Here is a 16,643-nt window from a genome sequence, read left to right as displayed (position 1 = left end):
CCTTTGATATGTCGTCGATGTTCTAGCTTGCCCGCTTCAACGCCACCGCATGCGCGGGCTCACCGTCATGCGCCGTCTCCGACCGCGCAAGCTGCGCACGTGTGCGTCGCGTAACGTGGATCACCGCGAACACGACCGGCGCGATCAGCAGCCCTTCCGCCAGTTCGGGATCGATCGGCAGGTTCATCACGTGCATCGCCTTGAACGCCGCCGTCGCGAGCGACAGCACGTAGTACGAAATGGCGGCCACCGACAACCCTTCGACCGCGTGCTGCAAATGAAGCTGGTTGCGCGCGGTGCGCTCCATGCCGGCCAGCAGCCGCGTGACGTCCTTTTCCTGCGCGAGATTCACGCGGGTGCGCAGCAGGTCGACCGCACGCGCGATCCGCGCGGCGATCTGTTCGTGGCGCGCCCATACGCTGCGGCACGTTTCCATTGCCGGCGCGAAGCGTCGCTCCATGAATTCGGCGATCGTCGGCATCCCTTCGATACGCTCCTCGCGTAACTCCTGGATGCGCGCCAGCACGAGCTTTTCGTACGCGCGCGACGCGCTGAAGCGCGCCCCCGATCCCGACAACGATTCGACCCGCACCGCGAGATGCGTGAGCTTGACCAGCAGCGCCGCGTGAATCTCGTCGAGCTCGCAACTCATCCGGCGCGCGACCGGCAGTGCAAGCAGCGCCATCATCCGGTACGTTTCGATTTCGTACAGACGCTGCAACAGGCGGCCGCCCTGCTCCTCGCGGAAATCCTCGTCGACGACGAGAAAACGCATGAAGCCGTCGTCGCGCACGTGCCAGTCGCAAAACACCTTGCCGCCGCCGAGCACGTGACTGCCGACGAGCGCGGGCCCGTCGATCCAGCGCCGCAGGTCGCCGCACACGAGCCGCGCGGCGTCGCCCGACAGCAGTTCCATCCGCACCGCGACGAAGCGGATGCCGGCCAGCCGCGCGAACCACGCGGCCGGGATGCCCTCGATCGCGAGATCGTCGAAATAACCGGTGTCGCGACGCGGCGCGACGAACGTGAAAGTCGAGAATTCGGTGTGGCGCTCCCACTTCAGGTGCCAGCCGCACGGCGACTGCACCGCGTAGTGCGTGGCACCTTCGTGCGGCGCGTCGATGCCCGTGTCGCGGCACAGCGCGTGCAGCAGCGTTTCGTGGATGTCGGGCCGGCCGTCCGCATAGATCGCGTAATGCGTGAGCGACACGGCTTCGGCGAGCCGCAGGAACGGCCGGGCATGCAATTCCGCGGCCAGTGCGGCGCGCAACGGATGGTCCATCATCGATTCACCACGCTTTCCTGTTCAGTCCTGCGCGCCGGATCGTCCGGCCCGACCGCCGCGCAATCTCGGGTGAAGCGCCAGCGTGATGGCACTATGGCAGACACACAGCAACAATAAAAACGCATAATGCTGATCGTTACGTTCAGTTTTCCTGATACCCATGAAGATGCTCGATCACGACGTGCTGGCCACCGTCGTCGCCGTCGCGGAAACCGGCAACATGACCCGCGCGGCCGAGGCCGTGAACCGCTCGCAGTCGGCGGTGAGCATGCAGATCAAGAGCCTGGAAGACGCGATCGGCCGGCCGCTGTTCGTGCGCAAGCCGCGCAGCATCGTGCTGACGCGCGAGGGCGAGGTGCTGCTGGGATTCGCCAGACGAATGCTGGCGCTGCGCGACGAGGCATGGGCGGCCGTGGTGCGACCGGAAGTGACCGGCAAGGTCGTGATCGGCGTGCCGGACGACTATGCATCGTCGCTGCTGCCGTCGGTGCTGAAGAAATTTTCCGCGACCTACCCGAAGGTCGAGATTCAGGTGATGGGGCTGCCGAGCAGCGCGCTCGCGCCGCTGATCAAGGAAGGCACCGTCGATCTCGTCTGCGGGACGCGCATCAAGGGGCTCACCGGCGACTTCATCCGTCACGAGCCAATGGCGTGGGCCGCAATGACGAACGGGCCGCGCGTCTGGGAGGAACGACCGTTGCCGATCGCGGTGTTCATGCCGGGCAGCGTCGCGCGCGAGAACGCGATCCGCAGCCTCGAACGTGCGAAAGTGCCGTACCGCACGTCGTATGAAAGCCCGAGCCTGCTCGGGCTGCTCAGCATGGTCGAAGCCGGCCTCGCGGTCGCGCCGCTCGCCCGCTGCGCGATTCCCGCGCAACTGTCGATGCTCGGCCGCTCGCACGGGTTGCCCGACCTGCCGCCGCTCGAGCTGATCCTCGCGCGCAGCACCAAGTCGAAACGGCCGCCGTGCGACTTCCTCGCGGAACAATTGATGGAAGACCTGCAACGGCAGACCGGACAGACCGGCGACGCCTGAGCCCGTCGGCGCCCGCTCGCCGCGGCGTCATCCGTGGCCGCTCGCGCCATGCCCGACCGTGCCCAACGCCGCATTGACGATGCCGGCCACCGTATCGACGAGCGCTTCCAGCGTGTCGCCGTGCACGTGCCGCCCTGCCGGCGGAACGCGTTCGCTGCGCCGGCCGCCCCACTGCGAACCTGCCGTGACCGACAGCGTCGCGCTGAATCGTTGGCCGTGCCGTCGGCCGAAGATGCCGATGCGCCGCTCGGCGACGTAAGCCTGTTCGGGCAGAAACAATCTGATTTCGACCGCCACTTGATCGGGGTCGGCCGCGCACGCGTGCGCATCGAACGCCGGCGCGAATACTTTGACGATGCGGAACGTCACGTGGGAATCCCACGCGGCGAGTGGCCCGCCGGCCGCATCGACGCGCTCGGCGTCGACCGACCATTGATGGCGATCGGGCACGCGAATCGCCTGGCGCAGCAGCACGTCCGCCGCGCGAACCGTCACCGTCAACTGCCGGGCAAGCTGCCCGCCCGACGGCAACGCCGCGGCGTGCGCGCGACGGGCAGCCGGGCGCGCGATACGCACTTCTTCCGTAAGGTACATGGGCCCTCCCTGTTCAGGGTAGCGCCGCGTTCGACGCAGCGCACAAACGGCCACCGTCGATGGCCGCCGGACAGCACGGCGGCCGGCGACTCGGCGGCGGATTAGCCGAGCAATCGCCGTTCCCGGCTTGGCGGGCGCCGATCGCGACCCGCAGCCGGCACGCACCGGCGACCGGCGACCTCGAAGCGGGAAAGGTATGAATGAAGGTCATGGCGCGGACGGAAACCGTTCCGGCTGCTCGACACGTCCCCAGCTTGGAAGAAACCGTATCAACGCCGTGCAAAAAAACGGGGCAGCCGTGCAAAAAACGGCATGCGCGGCGGGATCGTGCCCCGCACGCCATGCTGGCGGCGTCGCCTGCGCCGCGGGCGCCGCGTTACGCGAACGCCGCGAGCGACGCGCGCCGCCGCTCGTCGACCATCGATTCGATCAGCGAGACGAGATCGTCGGTCAGCGGATCGCAGATGCCGGGCGAGCGATGCAGTTCGAGATCGGCCGCCGGCAGCGGCGGCAGCCCGTCCGCCTCGTCGAGCACACGCCAGTTCTCGGGCAGGGTGCAGCGATCGATCATCGTCACGGCCGCGCCGTGGTTCACCGCGATCTTGATACCCGTCGGGCTCTGGCTCGTATAGACGACGTGATACGGCCGCTCGGCCGTCGCGAGCGCCTGCAGCCCGCGTTGCCGGTAGCAGCACGTCTCGGGAAACAGCGCGAGCGGCACCGACGCATCCGGGTCGAGCGCGAAATCGCGATGAGCGGCCCACACGACGTCGTGACGGCCGAGCAGCCGCCCACCCGCGTTCGGTCCGTGCCGCACGACGAGCGCGACGTCGAGCTCGCCGGCGTGCAGCCGCTCGATCAGTTCGAGCGACGTGCGGCAATGCACGTGCAGGCGTGCGCCCGGCCGCAACGCATAGAACGACTTCAGCAGGTCGGGCAGCCACAGCTCCGCGTAGTCCTCAGGCAGCCCGAAACGCACGATGCCGCGATCGCTGCTCGCCTGCTTCAGCGCGCGGATCGCGTCGTTCTGCACCTGGATGATCCGCCGCGCGTGGATCAGGAAATTCTCGCCGTCGCGCGACAGTTCGAGCCGCCGGCTGTTTCGCATGAACAGGTGCGTGTCGAGCCGCTCCTCCAGCGTGCGGATGCGCAGGCTGATCGTCGACTGCGTGCGATGCAGCTGCCGGGCCGCCGCGGTGAAGCCGCCGCTTTCGACGACCGCGACGAACGCGCGGATCAGCTCCGGGTCGAGCGACGTCAGTTTCGACCAGTCGGGCTTCGAGAAAACGCCGGGCCGCCCCGGGCTCTCCGTCCTGGACGAGGTCCCCAGAAGCGCGGGCTCCACCTGCGGGGACTGGCGCAGCGCGCCAGATTTCTCAATGGCAGCCATCGGAATTACTCGCTTTCGAAAATGGAAGGGAACACGAAAGATAGGGCTCGGAGTACGCCGATTGTTGTCCGGATGCACGCGGCCCTCCAACCCCTGGCCGGGTATGACAAACCCGGAGCCGGTACGCGAACGCCCCTTCGCCGCCCGCACGCCGCCGCTCGTCGAGACGGCCGCCGCGGGCCGCTCGGCGGGCGGCCGCGCGCCGGGCTCGGGGCTTTCCCGGAGACGACGAAAACTCATACCTCGATCAGGAAACATCGATTCACCGGCCGCATCGCGGCCCACCACAATCGCCTCACACCCAACCTCATCGACGAGACATTGCAATGACCGCATCCCAACCCAGGCAGCTTTACATCGGCGAAGGCTTCGAAGGCCCCGGCGTCAACCTCGCGCACATCAACGTGCTGGTCGGCCCGCGCAACGGCCCGGCGGGCCAGGCGTTCGCGACCGCGCTCGCGACGCCGTCGGCCGGCCATGCGCCGTTCGTCGTGATCGCGCAGCCGGGCATACCGACCAAGCCGCTCACGCTGTACGTGAACAAGGCGCAGATCGCCGGCGACTTCCACGGCAATGCCACGTGGGGCGCGTCGCAGGCCGGCATCGCGAAGGCCGTGGCCGAAGCGCTCGAGAACGGCACGCTGCCGCCCGAAGCGGAGAACGACTGGGTCGTCGTGTCGGCGAACTGGGTGAACCCGCAGACCGACGATCTCGACGCCGTGTTCGAGAACAACTACCGCGCGTGCCGCAACGCGATCGTCGCGGCGATGGAAGGATTGCCGCATCGCGACGCGGTGTTCGCCGCCGCACGCGACGTGTCGAACCCGTTCTACACGCCGAAAAAGAACTGACGGAACTGACCGACAACGCGCGGCCGGCCAGGCCGCATCAGGAGGAAGCATGGAATACGTCCGCCTCGGCCAGTCCGGCCTGAAGGTGTCCCGCCTCTGTCTCGGCACGATGAACATGGGCACGCCCGAGTGGAAGCCGTGGATCTTCGACGAAGCGCAGAGCGAGCCGATCGTGCGCCGCGCGCTCGATGCCGGCGTCAACTTCATCGATCTCGCGGATTTCTATTCGACGGGCGTCGGCGAGGAAGTGGTCGGCCGCATCCTGAAGCGCAACGCGCGCCGCGAGGAGCTCGTCGTGACGACCAAGGTCGGCTACGACATGGGCACCGATCCGAATGCGGGCGGCCATTCGCGCAAGCACGTGCTCGACGGCATCGACGGGTCGCTCAAGCGTCTCGGGATGGATTACGTCGACATCTTCATGCTCCATTTCTTCGACGTGAACACGCCCGTCGAGGAAACGATGAGCACGCTGCACGACATCGTGCGCGCGGGCAAGGCGCGCTACATCGGCGTGTCGACGATGTACACGTGGCAGTTCGCGAAGATCATGCAGGCCTGCGAACGAAACGGCTGGAACAAGCCGGTCAACATGCAGCTGCAGCTCAATCTCGCGTATCGCGAGGAAGAGCGCGAGATGGTGCCGTACTGCATCGACCAGGGTGTCGGCGTCTCGGTGTTCAGCCCGCTTGCGCGCGGCCTGCTGACCTGCGAGCCGCAATCGACGCGCAACCAGACCGACTTCTTCACCGCGCAGATGTACGGCGACGCGTCGTCGCTCGCGATCGCCGCGTCGGTCGCGAAGGTCGCGAAGCGGCGCGGCGTGCCGCCCGCGCAGATCGCGCAGGCGTGGGTGCTGAGCCGCCCCGGCGTCGCGAGCATGCTGGTCGGCGCGGATTCCGTCGCGCAGTTCGACAGCGCGCTCGGCGCCCTCGAAACACGGCTCACCGAGGAAGAACTGCACGAACTGGAGCGCAACTACACGCCGTGCGACCTGATCAACGATTACACGGCCGGCAAGCGCATCGCGCGCGAGTCGCGCCCGGCGCAGGGCAGCTTCGCGGCAGACTGAAACACTGAAGGAACGACATACGATGAACGAATTTCTGAGGACCGGCCATTACATCGGCGGGGAATGGCACGAATCGCATGGCGCGAGCGATGCGACCTATCCGGTGCTGAACCCGGCGACGGCGAGACGATCGCGAAGGTCGCGAAAGGCGGCGCCGACGACACGCAGCGCGCGATCGACGCGGCCGCCCACGCACTTCCCGCATGGCGCGCGCTGACCGCGAAGGAGCGCGGCGCCCGCGTGAAGCGCTGGGGCGAGCTGATGCTCGAACACCGCGACGCGCTCGCCGAGCTGCTGACGCGCGAACAGGGCAAGCCGCTCGCGGAGGCGCGCGGCGAAGTGGCCTACGCGGCCAGCTTTCTCGAATGGTTCGCGGAAGAAGCGAAGCGCATGTACGGCGACGTGATCCCGAGCCCGAAGCCGAATGCGCAAATCGTCGTCACGCGCGAGCCGGTCGGCGTCGTCGCGGCGATCACGCCGTGGAATTTCCCGCTCGCGATGATCACGCGCAAGGCCGGCCCGGCACTCGCGGCCGGCTGCACGATGGTGCTCAAGCCGTCCGAGGAAACGCCGCTGTCGGCGTTCGCGCTCGCGGTGCTCGCCGAGCGCGCGGGCGTGCCGGCCGGCGTGTTCAACGTGGTGTCGGGCGACGCGATCGCGATCGGCGAGACGCTGACGAGCTCGCCCGTCGTGCGCAAGCTGTCGTTCACGGGCTCGACGCGGGTCGGCAAGCTGCTCGCGAAGCAGTCGGCCGATACGCTGAAGAAGCTGTCGCTCGAACTCGGCGGCAACGCGCCGTTCATCGTGTTCGACGATGCCGATCTCGATGCGGCGGTCGACGGCGCGATCGCGTCGAAGTTCCGCAATACCGGCCAGACCTGCGTGTGCGTGAACCGCTTCCTCGTGCAGGACGGCGTGTACGAGGCGTTCACGCGCAAGCTCGCGGACGCCGTGCGCACGCTGCGGGTCGGCAACGCGCTCGCGGGAGAAGTCGACCAGGGCCCGCTGATCAACGAAGCGGCGCTCGGCAAGGTCGAGCGACACGTGGCGGACGCCACCGCGAAGGGTGCGCATGCGTTGACCGGCGGCAAGCGTCATGCGCTCGGCGGCACCTTCTACGAACCGACCGTGCTGACCGGCATGACGCCCGACATGCTGATCGCCGAAGAGGAAACCTTCGGCCCCGTCGCCGGCTGCTTCCGCTTCACGACGGAAGAAGAAGCCATCGCCGCGGCGAACGACACGCCGTTCGGGCTGTCCGCGTATTTCTACACGCGCGACCTCGGCCGTGCATGGCGTGTGTCCGGCGCACTGGAAAGCGGGATGGTCGGCGTCAACGACGGGATCATCTCGACCGAAGTCGCGCCGTTCGGCGGCGTCAAGCAATCGGGGCTCGGGCGCGAAGGCTCGAAGTACGGCCTCGACGAGTACGTGGAGCTCAAGTACACGCTGATGGCCGGCCTCGGCCGCTGACCGCTCCCCGCGGTCGATCCGCGCCGTGCGCCGCCCGGCCGCGCGGCGCTCGCGCGGCTGTCGCGGCGTCGTCCGACGCCCGCGCGCCGCATGCATAACAATTCCGGAGGCAGCTTGACCCAAGCCAACGTTCAATCCGGCACCGCGCGCGCGTTGCCGCTGTCGCGCGGCGCCGACGCACCGCGCCGCCCCGTCGCGCTCGACGACGTGCCGCTCAACCGTTTCCACGTGAAGATCGCCGGCCTGACGTTCGGCGCGCATTTCACCGAGGGCTACACGCTCGGCACGATCGGCTATGCGCTCGCCGCGCTCGGCAAGCAGATGCCGATCGACGCGTTCTGGATGGGGATGATCGGCAGCTCGGCGCTGATCGGCATCTTCTTCGGCAGCCTCGTGTTCGGCTGGCTGTCCGACCGCATGGGCCGGCAGAAGATCTTCCTGACGAGCTTCGTCATCATCACGGCGGCCGCGTTCGCGCAATTCTTCGTGAGCTCGCCGCTCGAACTGTGCATGCTGCGCGTGCTGATCGGCTTCGGGATGGGCGGCGACTTCACGGTCGGCCACGCGATCCTCGCCGAATTCTCGCCGCGCAAGCATCGCGGCGCGTTGCTCGGCTCGTTCAGCGTGATCTGGACGATCGGCTATGTCGCCGCGAACGTGCTCGGCCTCGCGTACAGCGACGCCGCGCCCGATGCATGGCGCTGGCTGCTCGCGTCGGCCGCGCTGCCTGCGCTGATCGTGCTGGTGCTGCGGATCGGCACGCCCGAGTCGCCGCGCTGGCTACTCGGCAAGGGCCGCGTGCAGGAGGCACGCGCGATCGTCGCGAAGCATTTCGGGCCGCATGTGATGCTCGACGGTTCGGCCGAACCGCATGCAAATACGGGCTTTGCGCGCTTGTTCCAGCGCGACCTGATCCGCCGGACGATCTTCAATTGCGCGTTCTTCGTGTGTCTCGTGATTCCGTACTTCGCGATCTATACGTTCCTGCCGACGATCCTGAAGACGATCGGCCTCGCAGAAGGCTTCGGCGCCGACCTGCTGCTGAACGGCTTCCTCGTGCTCGGCGCGCTGATCGGCATCTGGCTGACGATCCGGCTGTCGCGGCGCGGCTTCCTGATCGGCTCGTTCGCTGTGACGTGCGCGTCGCTCGTCGCGCTGGCGGTGCTGCCGTCGTCGGCGGCCGTCGCGATGATCGTCGCGTTCGCGATCTTCACGCTGACGATGTCGGCGTTCAGCAATCTCGTCGGCGTGTTTCCGCCCGAGTGCTTTCCGACCGAAGTGCGCGCAAGCGGGGTCGGGCTGGCGATCGCGTGCAGCCGGCTCGGCTCGGCGATCGGCACGTTCCTGCTGCCGGTCGGTATCGCGACGCTCGGGTTTCACGCGACGATGTTCGCGCTGGCGGGCGTACTGCTGGCGGGGATGATCGTGTCGATCGCGTGGGCGCCGGAGACGAAGCATCTGACGCTGGAGGAAGCGGCGGGGCATTGAGGCGAGCGCGGTGCCGACGGCAGGAGGTACGGCATCGCGCTCGCAACGAAGGAACCCGGCCATGGCCGGGTTCCTTCGTTTGTAACGCGTACCTTGCCACTGACGAAAAAGCTGGAACCCGCCGCTCGGCCTAGAACAGAATGCTTGTGTAGTCCCGCGCGCCGTGCAGCACGTGAAGCACGTCGATCTGCACGGGGGGATCGCCTTTGACCCGATAGAAAATCTGAAAATTGCCGTATCCGCGATGCCGCACACCGTGAGCTTCGAAGCGCGGCACCAGCGGGAACGCGAACGGCATCTCGACGAGGCTCAGGCATTTTTCGCGAAGTTCCCGCACGAACGTGATCGCACGTTGCGGATTGTCGCGTGCGATGTAATCGGCGATCAGCTCGAGTTCGGTTATCGCAAAACCGGACAGGCGCACGATCACGCCTGACGATCCGCCTGCGCCCGATACTTCGCTTCCAGACGATCGAACACGTCCGCCAAGTCTGCTCCGCGTCCCGCGTCCGCATCGGCAAGGCTGCGCGCGATCACGGCATCGAGTGCGGTCAGTTGCGCTTCGCGGTCCTGAATCAAGCGCACCCCTTCCCGAAGCACTTCGCTTTTGGATCCGTAACGGCCGGAATCGACCAGCTTCGCGACGTAGCTTTCCAGTTGCGGGCCAAGGTCGGCACTGATCATGTTGCCCTCCAGACGGCATGAATTCCGATGCAGGCAGGTTAGCCGGATTATCAACTATTATCAAGAACGGAACTCCTGACTGACGGGTTCGACGTCGCTCATCGACCGGGCGGACGGTGCGGTACGCGTATCGGGTATGTTTGCAGGATACGCAACGGCGCTGCGCGTACGCCCCTCCCGATCTCGCTCTCCGAACGCCGATCATGCTCGACGAGACCGTCACGCCACAACCTGGCCTGACGGAATAGCGGTAGCCAGCCCGCGTCGGAGTCCCCTACCCCCGCCTCACCACCTGCCCCCGCAACCACGCGGCGAACGCGACCACATGCTCGACCGCGACGCTCTCCGGCTCGACGTCGAGCCAATAACCGAACGGCCCGATCGGCTGTACTGGCGACAGCCGCACGAGGCTGCCCTCGCCGATCTCTTCCTCGATCATGTTCAGGTCGACCACCGCGAGCCCCGCGCCCTTGCGCGCCGCGCGAATCGCCTGTTCGAGCGTGGAAAACTCGATGCCGTCGCCGATCCGCTCGACCGGCACGCCCGCCTGTTCGCACCAGTCGGCCCACAGCGCCAGGCGCTTGCCTTCGTGCAGCACGTGCAGCGACGGCAGCCGGCCGAGCAGCACGTCGAGCGCGTCGCCGCGATAGCGCGGCGCGCCAACCAGCGCGTGCCGCTCCATCATCAGCAGCTCCGATTGCATCCCGGTGCGTGCCGCGCGCCCGAAGCGGATGTGGCAATGACAATCGTCGGCCGGCTCGGTCCGGATCGATAGCTCGACGTCGGGCAGCGCCTCCGCGAGCGTGCCGAGCCGCGGCGAAAACCACTGCGTGGCGAACGTCGGCGGCAGCGATATCGTCAGGCGCCGCTTCGCGCCTGGCCGCGCGGCGGCGATTTCGCCGACGCCGCGCTCGATCGTGTCGAACGCCTGCCCGATGAACGGCAGCAACCGCTGGCCGGCATCGGTCAGGCGCACGCCCTTGTGATCGCGCTCGAACAGGCGTGCGCCGAGCGCTTCCTCGAGCAGCCGGATCTGCCGGCTCACCGCGCCTTGCGTCACGCACAGCGACACCGCCGCGCGATTGAAGCTCAGGTGACGCGCGGTCTCCTCGAAAAATCGCAGCGCGATCAACGATGGCAGGCGTCGCATGATGTGTGTCCCCTTCGTTCGTATCGTTCGTATGGTTGCCGGCCGGCGCCGCCGGCCATTCCGCGGGCAGCTTTATCGCAGAAAAGCGCGCCGCCCGTCATGCCGTGAAAACCCCGAGGCGCGGCGCCGTCCACCCCGTCATTCATCGCCCCGCCGTGCCGGCCTCCCGCCTACAATAAGCATCCCGCACCAAACACGACACTGTCCCGTGAGACGCAAGATGCCGGCGCTGAATGCGCTGAAAGCCTTCGAGATGGCCGGCCGCACCGGCAGCTTCACACGCGCGGCCGAACTGCTCAACGTGACGCAGAGCGCGGTGAGCCGGCAGGTCCGCCAGCTCGAAGGCCAGCTCGGCGAAACCCTGCTCGAGCGCCGCCATCACCAGCTCGAACTGACGGCGGCCGGCCGCGTGCTGCTGCGCGCGCTGCAGCAATCGTTCGACAAGATCGAGTTGACCGTGCGCAGCCTGCAGGAAAAAACCCACCTGAACCGCCTGCGCGCGAACGTGCCGCCCACCTTCGCCGCGCGCTGGCTGATGCCGCGCCTCGGCAGGCTGCGCGATGCGCATCCCGAATTCGAACTGAGCCTCACGACGCGCATCCACGACAGCCTCGGCGAATCCCGCGTGCTCGACTGCGCGATCCGGTTCGGCGACGGCGAATGGGACGGCTTCGACAACGCACTGCTGATGCAGGAGCAGCATATTGCCGTCTGTGCGCCCGCGCTGTATGCGCGGCTGCGGCAGGACGGCGCGCCGATCGATCTGAACCGCTTCACGCTGCTGCACGTGCTCGCCACCGACGACCAGCGCTACCTGACCTGGCAGCACTGGCTGAAGGCCGCCGGCATCGCCGACGTCGACACGCGCGGCGGCTACGAATTCGACCTGCTCGACCATGCGATCCGCGCGGCGATCGACGGCCTCGGGATCACCATCGCCGACCGCCACATGGTCGCGCGCGAACTCGCGGCCGGGCAGTTGATGCAGGTGCTCAACGTACACGTCGACGGCCACCAGTCGTACTGGTTCGTCACGCGACCCGAACAGACGAACCTGCCGCACATCGTGCAGTTCCGCGACTGGCTGCAGCAGGAAGTGTGGCTCGCGAAACGCCACCTCGAACCGTCGTCGCCGCTGCCGCAAGTGCCGCTGGCCTGAGACCTGCCCTGGCTCGGCCCGCTGTCTGCCGTCTGCCGTCTGCCGTCTGCCGTCTGCCCTCCGCCCTCCGCCGTCCGCCGTCCGCGGGCGACACCTTACCCGCTCCCGCGCCCGTCCGCACTCGGACCCGTCGGAAAATACCCGAAGGCCCGCGCCTGCGCCACGCGCGCCGCCAGCCGTCATCGCCTTGCCCGACGGGCGATTCCGGCCGATCCACCGAGTAACGTGCGTTTTTCTCATGGCCGATGCAAAAATAAGTCGTTTGTCGTGCGTTAAACGCATGAACAGAATGACTCCGTCCCGTGCCACGCGTGTCGCCATCCGAAGCGATGCGCCAGCATCCATCGGAGGAGTCACTTCATGCGCACCGAACGCAACTACGTGAACGGCCGTTTCGTCGCCCCTGAAAGCGACACGTTCATCGTCGTCCACAACCCCGCCACCGAAGCGCCGTTCGCGCGCGTGCCGGCCGCGACGCCGGCCGACGCGCTCGCTGCCGTCGATGCCGCGGCGGCCGCGCAAAAGGCGTGGCGCACGCTGCCGAGCGCCGAGCGCGCCGCGTACCTGCACCGCTTCGCCGACGCGCTGACCGCACGCGCGCCCGAGATCGGCGCGGCGCTCGCGCAGGAATCCGGAAAGAGCGCGGAGGACGCATCGAACGAAGCCGTCTACGCCGGACAGATCACGCGTTACCACGCCGAGTGGGCGCGCCGGATCGAGGGCGAGATCATTCCGAGCGACACGCCCGACGAGAACCTGTTCCTGCAGCGCGAGCCGATCGGCGTCGTCGCATGCCTGATTCCGTTCAACTACCCCGTGTACACGCTGCTGCGCAAGGTCGCGCCCGCGCTGATCGCCGGCAACACCGTGGTCGTGCGGCCGAGCAACCACACGCCGGTGTCGGCGTTCGAGATCGCGAAGGCCGTCGACGAGGCGGGCTTCCCGCCGGGCGTCGTCAACATCCTGACGATGGACCATGCGACGGCCGAAGCGCTGTGCACGCATCCGGCGGTCGGGATGATCACGCTGACCGGCAGCGTGAACGCGGGCCGCAAGGTGCTCGACTACTGCAAGGCGAACATCGCGAAGCCGTCGCTCGAACTCGGCGGCAAGACGCCCGCGATCATCGAGCCCGACGCCGATCTCGAACGCGCGGCCGCCGCGCTCGTCGCATCGAAGACGACGCATTGCGGCCAGCTGTGCACGGCGATCGAACGCGTGTACGTGCACGACAGCGTGCACGACCGTTTCGTCGCGTTGCTGAAGGACAAGATGGCTGCCGTGCGCAGCGGCGACCGCGCGGAAGACGCCACGCGGATGGGCCCGCTCGTCAGTGCGGCGGCGCGCGCGCACATCCACGGGATGGTCGAACGCGCGGTCGCGGCAGGTGCGACGCTCGAAACCGGCGGCACGATTCCCGACGGGCCCGGTTTCTTCTACCCGGCCACGCTGCTGACGAATTGCCGCCAGGACATGGAGATCGTGCAGGAGGAAACCTTCGGCCCGATCATGCCGGTGCTGCGCTACACGACGATCGACGAAGCGATCGCGCTCGCGAACGATCACCAGTTCGGGCTGTCGTCGGTGCTCTACACCGAGCGCTACCGCACCGCGATGACCGTCGCGAACGCGATCGAGGCGGGCGAACTGTACGTCAACCGCACGCCGGCCGATCCGTATCAGGGCTTCCATGCCGGCTGGAAGCGCTCCGGCCTCGGCGGCGACGACGGCAAGCACGGAATGCTCGAATTCACGCAGACGCGCCTCGTCGTCATGAAGTACTGACACAGCAAGGCCGACGCACCGTTTCCGGCGCGCGCACCCCGACACCACGCCGCGCGCGCCGCCCCTGATCCGATCAAACACAAAACAAATCTGCAGACTTCCGAACCACGGAAGTCTGATGGAGGAAGACATCATGCCGACCCAACCGTCGACACCCGCCGCGTCGCTCGCGTTGCACGACGACGCCCACGCGTCGCCGCATTCGCGCTCGCAACGCTACCTGCAACTGCTGCTGCTCGTGATTGCCGCGGGCGCGATCTATCCGATGCTGTATCTGCGGCAGGTGTACCAGCCGACGATGCTGCAGTTCTTCCGGATCGACGACGTGCAGCTCGGCTACCTGTACTCGTCGCTCGGCACGATCTTTCTCGTCAGCTACCTGCCGAGCGGCTGGCTCGCCGACCGCCTGTCGCCGCGCTGGCTGATCTGCTTCTCGCTGCTCGCGACGGGCGCGCTGGGGCTGATCTACGCGACCGGGCCGTCGTTCAACACGCTCGTGCTGATCTTCGCCGGCTGGGGGCTGACCACCGGCCTCACGTTCTGGGCGGCCGTGATCAAGCGCGTGAACATGATCGCGGGCCGCGACGAACAGGGCCGCTTCTTCGGCCTGCTCGACGGCGGCCGTGGCCTCGTCGAGGCGCTGCTCGCGACGATCGCGATCACGCTGTTCGCGTACGTGACGCAAACGCACGGCGGCACCGACGCGGCCGGCTTCAAGCTCGTGGTGCACCTGTACGCGTTCTGCTGCATCGCGCTCGGCGTGGTGCTCGCGCTGGTGAAGGATCCGTCGCGCGCAGACGACCGCACGGCCGCCACCAAGCGCGCCAAGGGCAACGTTCTGAGCGACCTGAAAACGCTCGCGGCGATCCCCGAGCTGTGGCTCGTCGCCGCGATCGTGTTCTGCGGCTATCAGGTGTTCTGGGCGACCTACAGCTTCTCGGCGTACCTGCACGAAGGCAATTTCGGGCTCAGCGCGACGGCGGCCGGCTTCATCACGACGCTCAAGCTGTGGATGCGCCCCGTCGGCGGCATCGGCGGCGGCTTCCTCGGCGACCGCGTGTCGAAAGTGTCCGTGCTGTTCTGGGCGCTCGTGCTCGCCGCGCTGTCGCTGGTCGGGCTGATCGCGGCGCCCGCGCACAGCCCGCAGGCGATGCTCGTCGTGCTCGTGCTGTTCATCGGCATCCTCACGTACGCGATCCGCGGCCTGTACTGGTCGCTGCTCGACGACTGCAAGGTGCCGACGCATTGCGCGGGCCTCGCGATCGGCCTGATCTCGGTGCTCGGCTATTCGCCCGACGTGTTCGTGCCGCTGATCAACGGCTACGTGACGCAGACCTGGCCGGGCGCGCACGGCTACCAGCTCTATTTCGGCTATATCGCGGCCGTGGCGCTCTGCGGAGCGGGCGCCGCCGCGTTCCTCAAAACCCGCCTCAACCGCATCCAGGAGTCCGCATGAAGATCGTTTCGCTCGAAACCCATATCGTCGCCGTGCCGCCGCCGCACATCGGCGGGATGTACTGGATCTTCGTGAAACTGAAGACCGACGACGGCATCGAAGGCGTCGGCGAGATCTATTCGGCGACGTTCCACCCGAAGGCGATGGGCCCGATCATCGACGACGTGTTCGACCGCTACCTGCTGAACCACGACCCGCACCACGTCGAGCGGCTGTTCCGCCAGGCGTATTCGAGCGGCTTCACGCAGCGGCCGGACCTGACGATGATGGGCGTGGTCAGCGGCCTCGAAATGGCGTGCTGGGACATCATCGGCAAGGCGGCCGGCAAGCCCGTGTACGAACTGCTCGGCGGGAAAATCCACGAACGGCTGCGCTCGTACACGTATCTGTATCCGAAGAACGCGCACGGCGAATACGACTACGACGATCCCGATCTCGCCGCCGAATGCGCGGCCGAGAACGTGAAGCTCGGCTTCACGGCCGTCAAGTTCGACCCGGCCGGCCCGTACACCGCCTATTCCGGCCACCAGTTGTCGCTCGAAGTCCTCGACCGCTGCGAACTGTTCTGCCGGCGCGTACGCGAAGCAGTCGGCAGCAAGGCCGACCTGCTGTTCGGCACGCACGGGCAGATGGTGCCGTCGTCGGCGATCCGGCTCGCGAAGCGGCTCGAAAAGTACGACCCGCTGTGGTTCGAGGAGCCTGTGCCGCCCGGGCAGGAAGAAGCGATCGCCGAAGTCGCGAAGCACACGTCGATTCCGATCGCGACCGGCGAGCGTCTGACGACCAAGTACGAATTCCACAAGTTGCTGCAGGTGGGCGGCGCATCGATCCTGCAACTGAACGTCGCGCGCGTGGGCGGCCTGCTCGAAGCGAAGAAGATCGCGACGCTCGCCGAAGTGCACTACGCGCAGATCGCGCCGCACCTGTACAACGGGCCGGTGGGGGCGGCCGCGAGCATCCAGCTCGCGACCTGCACGCCGAACTTCCTGATCCAGGAAAGCATCATGACGTGGGGCGGTTTCCATTCGGAAGTCGTGAAGACGCCGATCCGCTGGGAAGACGGCTACATCGTTCCGTCGAACGAGCCGGGCCTCGGGATCGAACTGAACATGGACGTCGTGAAGCGCCACACACCGTACACGGGCGAGCGACTGCACCTGCAGATGGGGGAGCAGCCCGTCGACGTGAAGGACCTTGCCCCCGCGAAGGGCTGAGCGCAA

At 67.3% G+C, this 16,643-nt stretch carries 14 protein-coding genes and 1 pseudogene; 9 read left to right on the top strand and 6 right to left on the bottom strand.

The window, feature by feature from the left end; genetic code table 11:
- Nucleotides 1-22: 22 nt before the first annotated feature.
- On the bottom strand, nt 23-1,285 hold the full coding sequence (locus CFB46_RS21120; protein ID WP_089501143.1) for a DUF3422 family protein: 1,263 nt from the start codon (nt 1,283-1,285) through the stop codon (nt 23-25).
- A 160-nt stretch (nt 1,286-1,445) separates the two neighbouring features.
- Between CFB46_RS21120 and CFB46_RS21115 the strand changes: the two genes are divergently transcribed.
- A complete protein-coding gene (locus CFB46_RS21115) occupies nt 1,446-2,321 on the top strand; it encodes a LysR family transcriptional regulator (protein WP_027782171.1) in 876 nt (291 codons plus the stop codon).
- 27 nt (nt 2,322-2,348) lie between these two features.
- On the opposite strand, the gene CFB46_RS21110 is transcribed toward CFB46_RS21115, so the two are convergent.
- Nucleotides 2,349-2,915 carry a hypothetical protein gene (locus tag CFB46_RS21110; RefSeq protein ID WP_089501142.1) on the bottom strand — a complete coding sequence of 189 codons (567 nt, stop codon included), beginning with the start codon at nt 2,913-2,915 and terminating at the stop codon, nt 2,349-2,351.
- Between the two features lie 376 nt (nt 2,916-3,291).
- Nucleotides 3,292-4,305, bottom strand: a complete 1,014-nt coding sequence (locus CFB46_RS21105; RefSeq protein WP_227789696.1) for a LysR family transcriptional regulator — start codon at nt 4,303-4,305, stop codon at nt 3,292-3,294.
- Nucleotides 4,306-4,631: 326 nt separating this feature from the next.
- Here CFB46_RS21105 and fae point away from each other — a divergent pair, with 326 nt between their 5' ends.
- From fae to CFB46_RS21085, 4 genes and pseudogenes are all read left to right on the top strand, one after another.
- Complete coding sequence (fae, locus tag CFB46_RS21100; RefSeq protein ID WP_027782168.1) at nt 4,632-5,156, top strand: formaldehyde-activating enzyme; 525 nt, start codon at nt 4,632-4,634, stop codon at nt 5,154-5,156.
- Between the two features lie 49 nt (nt 5,157-5,205).
- Complete coding sequence (locus tag CFB46_RS21095) at nt 5,206-6,228, top strand: aldo/keto reductase (RefSeq protein WP_089501141.1); 1,023 nt, start codon at nt 5,206-5,208, stop codon at nt 6,226-6,228.
- 22 nt (nt 6,229-6,250) lie between these two features.
- Nucleotides 6,251-7,701: pseudogene (locus tag CFB46_RS21090) on the top strand (NAD-dependent succinate-semialdehyde dehydrogenase).
- Nucleotides 7,702-7,854: 153 nt separating this feature from the next.
- A complete protein-coding gene (locus CFB46_RS21085; RefSeq protein WP_227789703.1) occupies nt 7,855-9,189 on the top strand; it encodes an MFS transporter in 1,335 nt (444 codons plus the stop codon).
- Nucleotides 9,190-9,319: 130 nt separating this feature from the next.
- Here the strand turns inward: CFB46_RS21085 and CFB46_RS21080 are convergent, their stop codons facing one another.
- The 3 genes from CFB46_RS21080 to CFB46_RS21070 form a co-directional block, all read right to left on the bottom strand.
- On the bottom strand, nt 9,320-9,619 hold the full coding sequence (locus tag CFB46_RS21080) for a type II toxin-antitoxin system RelE/ParE family toxin (RefSeq protein ID WP_089501139.1): 300 nt from the start codon (nt 9,617-9,619) through the stop codon (nt 9,320-9,322).
- Nucleotides 9,616-9,873 (bottom strand): type II toxin-antitoxin system ParD family antitoxin, encoded by a 258-nt coding sequence (locus tag CFB46_RS21075; protein WP_027782163.1) that lies wholly within the window; start codon nt 9,871-9,873, stop codon nt 9,616-9,618. The genes CFB46_RS21080 and CFB46_RS21075 overlap by 4 nt, the downstream gene beginning before the upstream one ends.
- Nucleotides 9,874-10,147: 274 nt before the next feature.
- Nucleotides 10,148-11,023 (bottom strand): LysR family transcriptional regulator, encoded by an 876-nt coding sequence (locus CFB46_RS21070; protein WP_027782160.1) that lies wholly within the window; start codon nt 11,021-11,023, stop codon nt 10,148-10,150.
- A 220-nt stretch (nt 11,024-11,243) separates the two neighbouring features.
- Between CFB46_RS21070 and CFB46_RS21065 the strand changes: the two genes are divergently transcribed.
- The 4 genes from CFB46_RS21065 (at nt 11,244) to CFB46_RS21050 (ending at nt 16,637) form a co-directional block, all read left to right on the top strand.
- Nucleotides 11,244-12,182 (top strand): LysR substrate-binding domain-containing protein, encoded by a 939-nt coding sequence (locus CFB46_RS21065; protein ID WP_027782159.1) that lies wholly within the window; start codon nt 11,244-11,246, stop codon nt 12,180-12,182.
- Nucleotides 12,183-12,542: 360 nt separating this feature from the next.
- The gene (gene aldA, locus CFB46_RS21060; RefSeq protein ID WP_089501138.1) at nt 12,543-13,967 is read left to right on the top strand and encodes an aldehyde dehydrogenase; all 1,425 of its coding nucleotides are present in this window, start codon (nt 12,543-12,545) and stop codon (nt 13,965-13,967) included.
- 133 nt (nt 13,968-14,100) lie between these two features.
- Nucleotides 14,101-15,423: an MFS transporter gene (locus CFB46_RS21055; RefSeq protein WP_227789695.1), complete on the top strand. Its 1,323-nt coding sequence runs from the start codon at nt 14,101-14,103 to the stop codon at nt 15,421-15,423.
- Complete coding sequence (locus tag CFB46_RS21050; RefSeq protein ID WP_089501136.1) at nt 15,420-16,637, top strand: mandelate racemase/muconate lactonizing enzyme family protein; 1,218 nt, start codon at nt 15,420-15,422, stop codon at nt 16,635-16,637. Before CFB46_RS21055 ends, CFB46_RS21050 begins: the two co-directional genes overlap by 4 nt.
- The last annotated feature ends 6 nt before the right edge of the window (nt 16,638-16,643 follow it).

This window comes from Burkholderia sp. HI2761 (genome assembly GCF_002223355.1).
Lineage (GTDB): Bacteria > Pseudomonadota > Gammaproteobacteria > Burkholderiales > Burkholderiaceae > Burkholderia.
This window is presented reverse-complemented; position numbering and strand designations above follow the sequence as displayed.

What these genes read in the sequence shown, in the direction of transcription:
- CFB46_RS21120 (WP_089501143.1), bottom strand. Translation starts at nt 1,285, where the DNA reads ATGATGGACCATCCGTTGCGCGCCGCACTGGCCGCGGAATTGCATGCC.
- CFB46_RS21115 (WP_027782171.1), top strand. Translation starts at nt 1,446, where the DNA reads ATGAAGATGCTCGATCACGACGTGCTGGCCACCGTCGTCGCCGTCGCG.
- CFB46_RS21110 (WP_089501142.1), bottom strand. Translation starts at nt 2,915, where the DNA reads ATGTACCTTACGGAAGAAGTGCGTATCGCGCGCCCGGCTGCCCGTCGC.
- CFB46_RS21105 (WP_227789696.1), bottom strand. Translation starts at nt 4,305, where the DNA reads ATGGCTGCCATTGAGAAATCTGGCGCGCTGCGCCAGTCCCCGCAGGTG.
- fae (WP_027782168.1), top strand. Translation starts at nt 4,632, where the DNA reads ATGACCGCATCCCAACCCAGGCAGCTTTACATCGGCGAAGGCTTCGAA.
- CFB46_RS21095 (WP_089501141.1), top strand. Translation starts at nt 5,206, where the DNA reads ATGGAATACGTCCGCCTCGGCCAGTCCGGCCTGAAGGTGTCCCGCCTC.
- CFB46_RS21075 (WP_027782163.1), bottom strand. Translation starts at nt 9,873, where the DNA reads ATGATCAGTGCCGACCTTGGCCCGCAACTGGAAAGCTACGTCGCGAAG.
- CFB46_RS21070 (WP_027782160.1), bottom strand. Translation starts at nt 11,023, where the DNA reads ATGCGACGCCTGCCATCGTTGATCGCGCTGCGATTTTTCGAGGAGACC.
- CFB46_RS21065 (WP_027782159.1), top strand. Translation starts at nt 11,244, where the DNA reads ATGCCGGCGCTGAATGCGCTGAAAGCCTTCGAGATGGCCGGCCGCACC.
- aldA (WP_089501138.1), top strand. Translation starts at nt 12,543, where the DNA reads ATGCGCACCGAACGCAACTACGTGAACGGCCGTTTCGTCGCCCCTGAA.
- CFB46_RS21055 (WP_227789695.1), top strand. Translation starts at nt 14,101, where the DNA reads ATGCCGACCCAACCGTCGACACCCGCCGCGTCGCTCGCGTTGCACGAC.
- CFB46_RS21050 (WP_089501136.1), top strand. Translation starts at nt 15,420, where the DNA reads ATGAAGATCGTTTCGCTCGAAACCCATATCGTCGCCGTGCCGCCGCCG.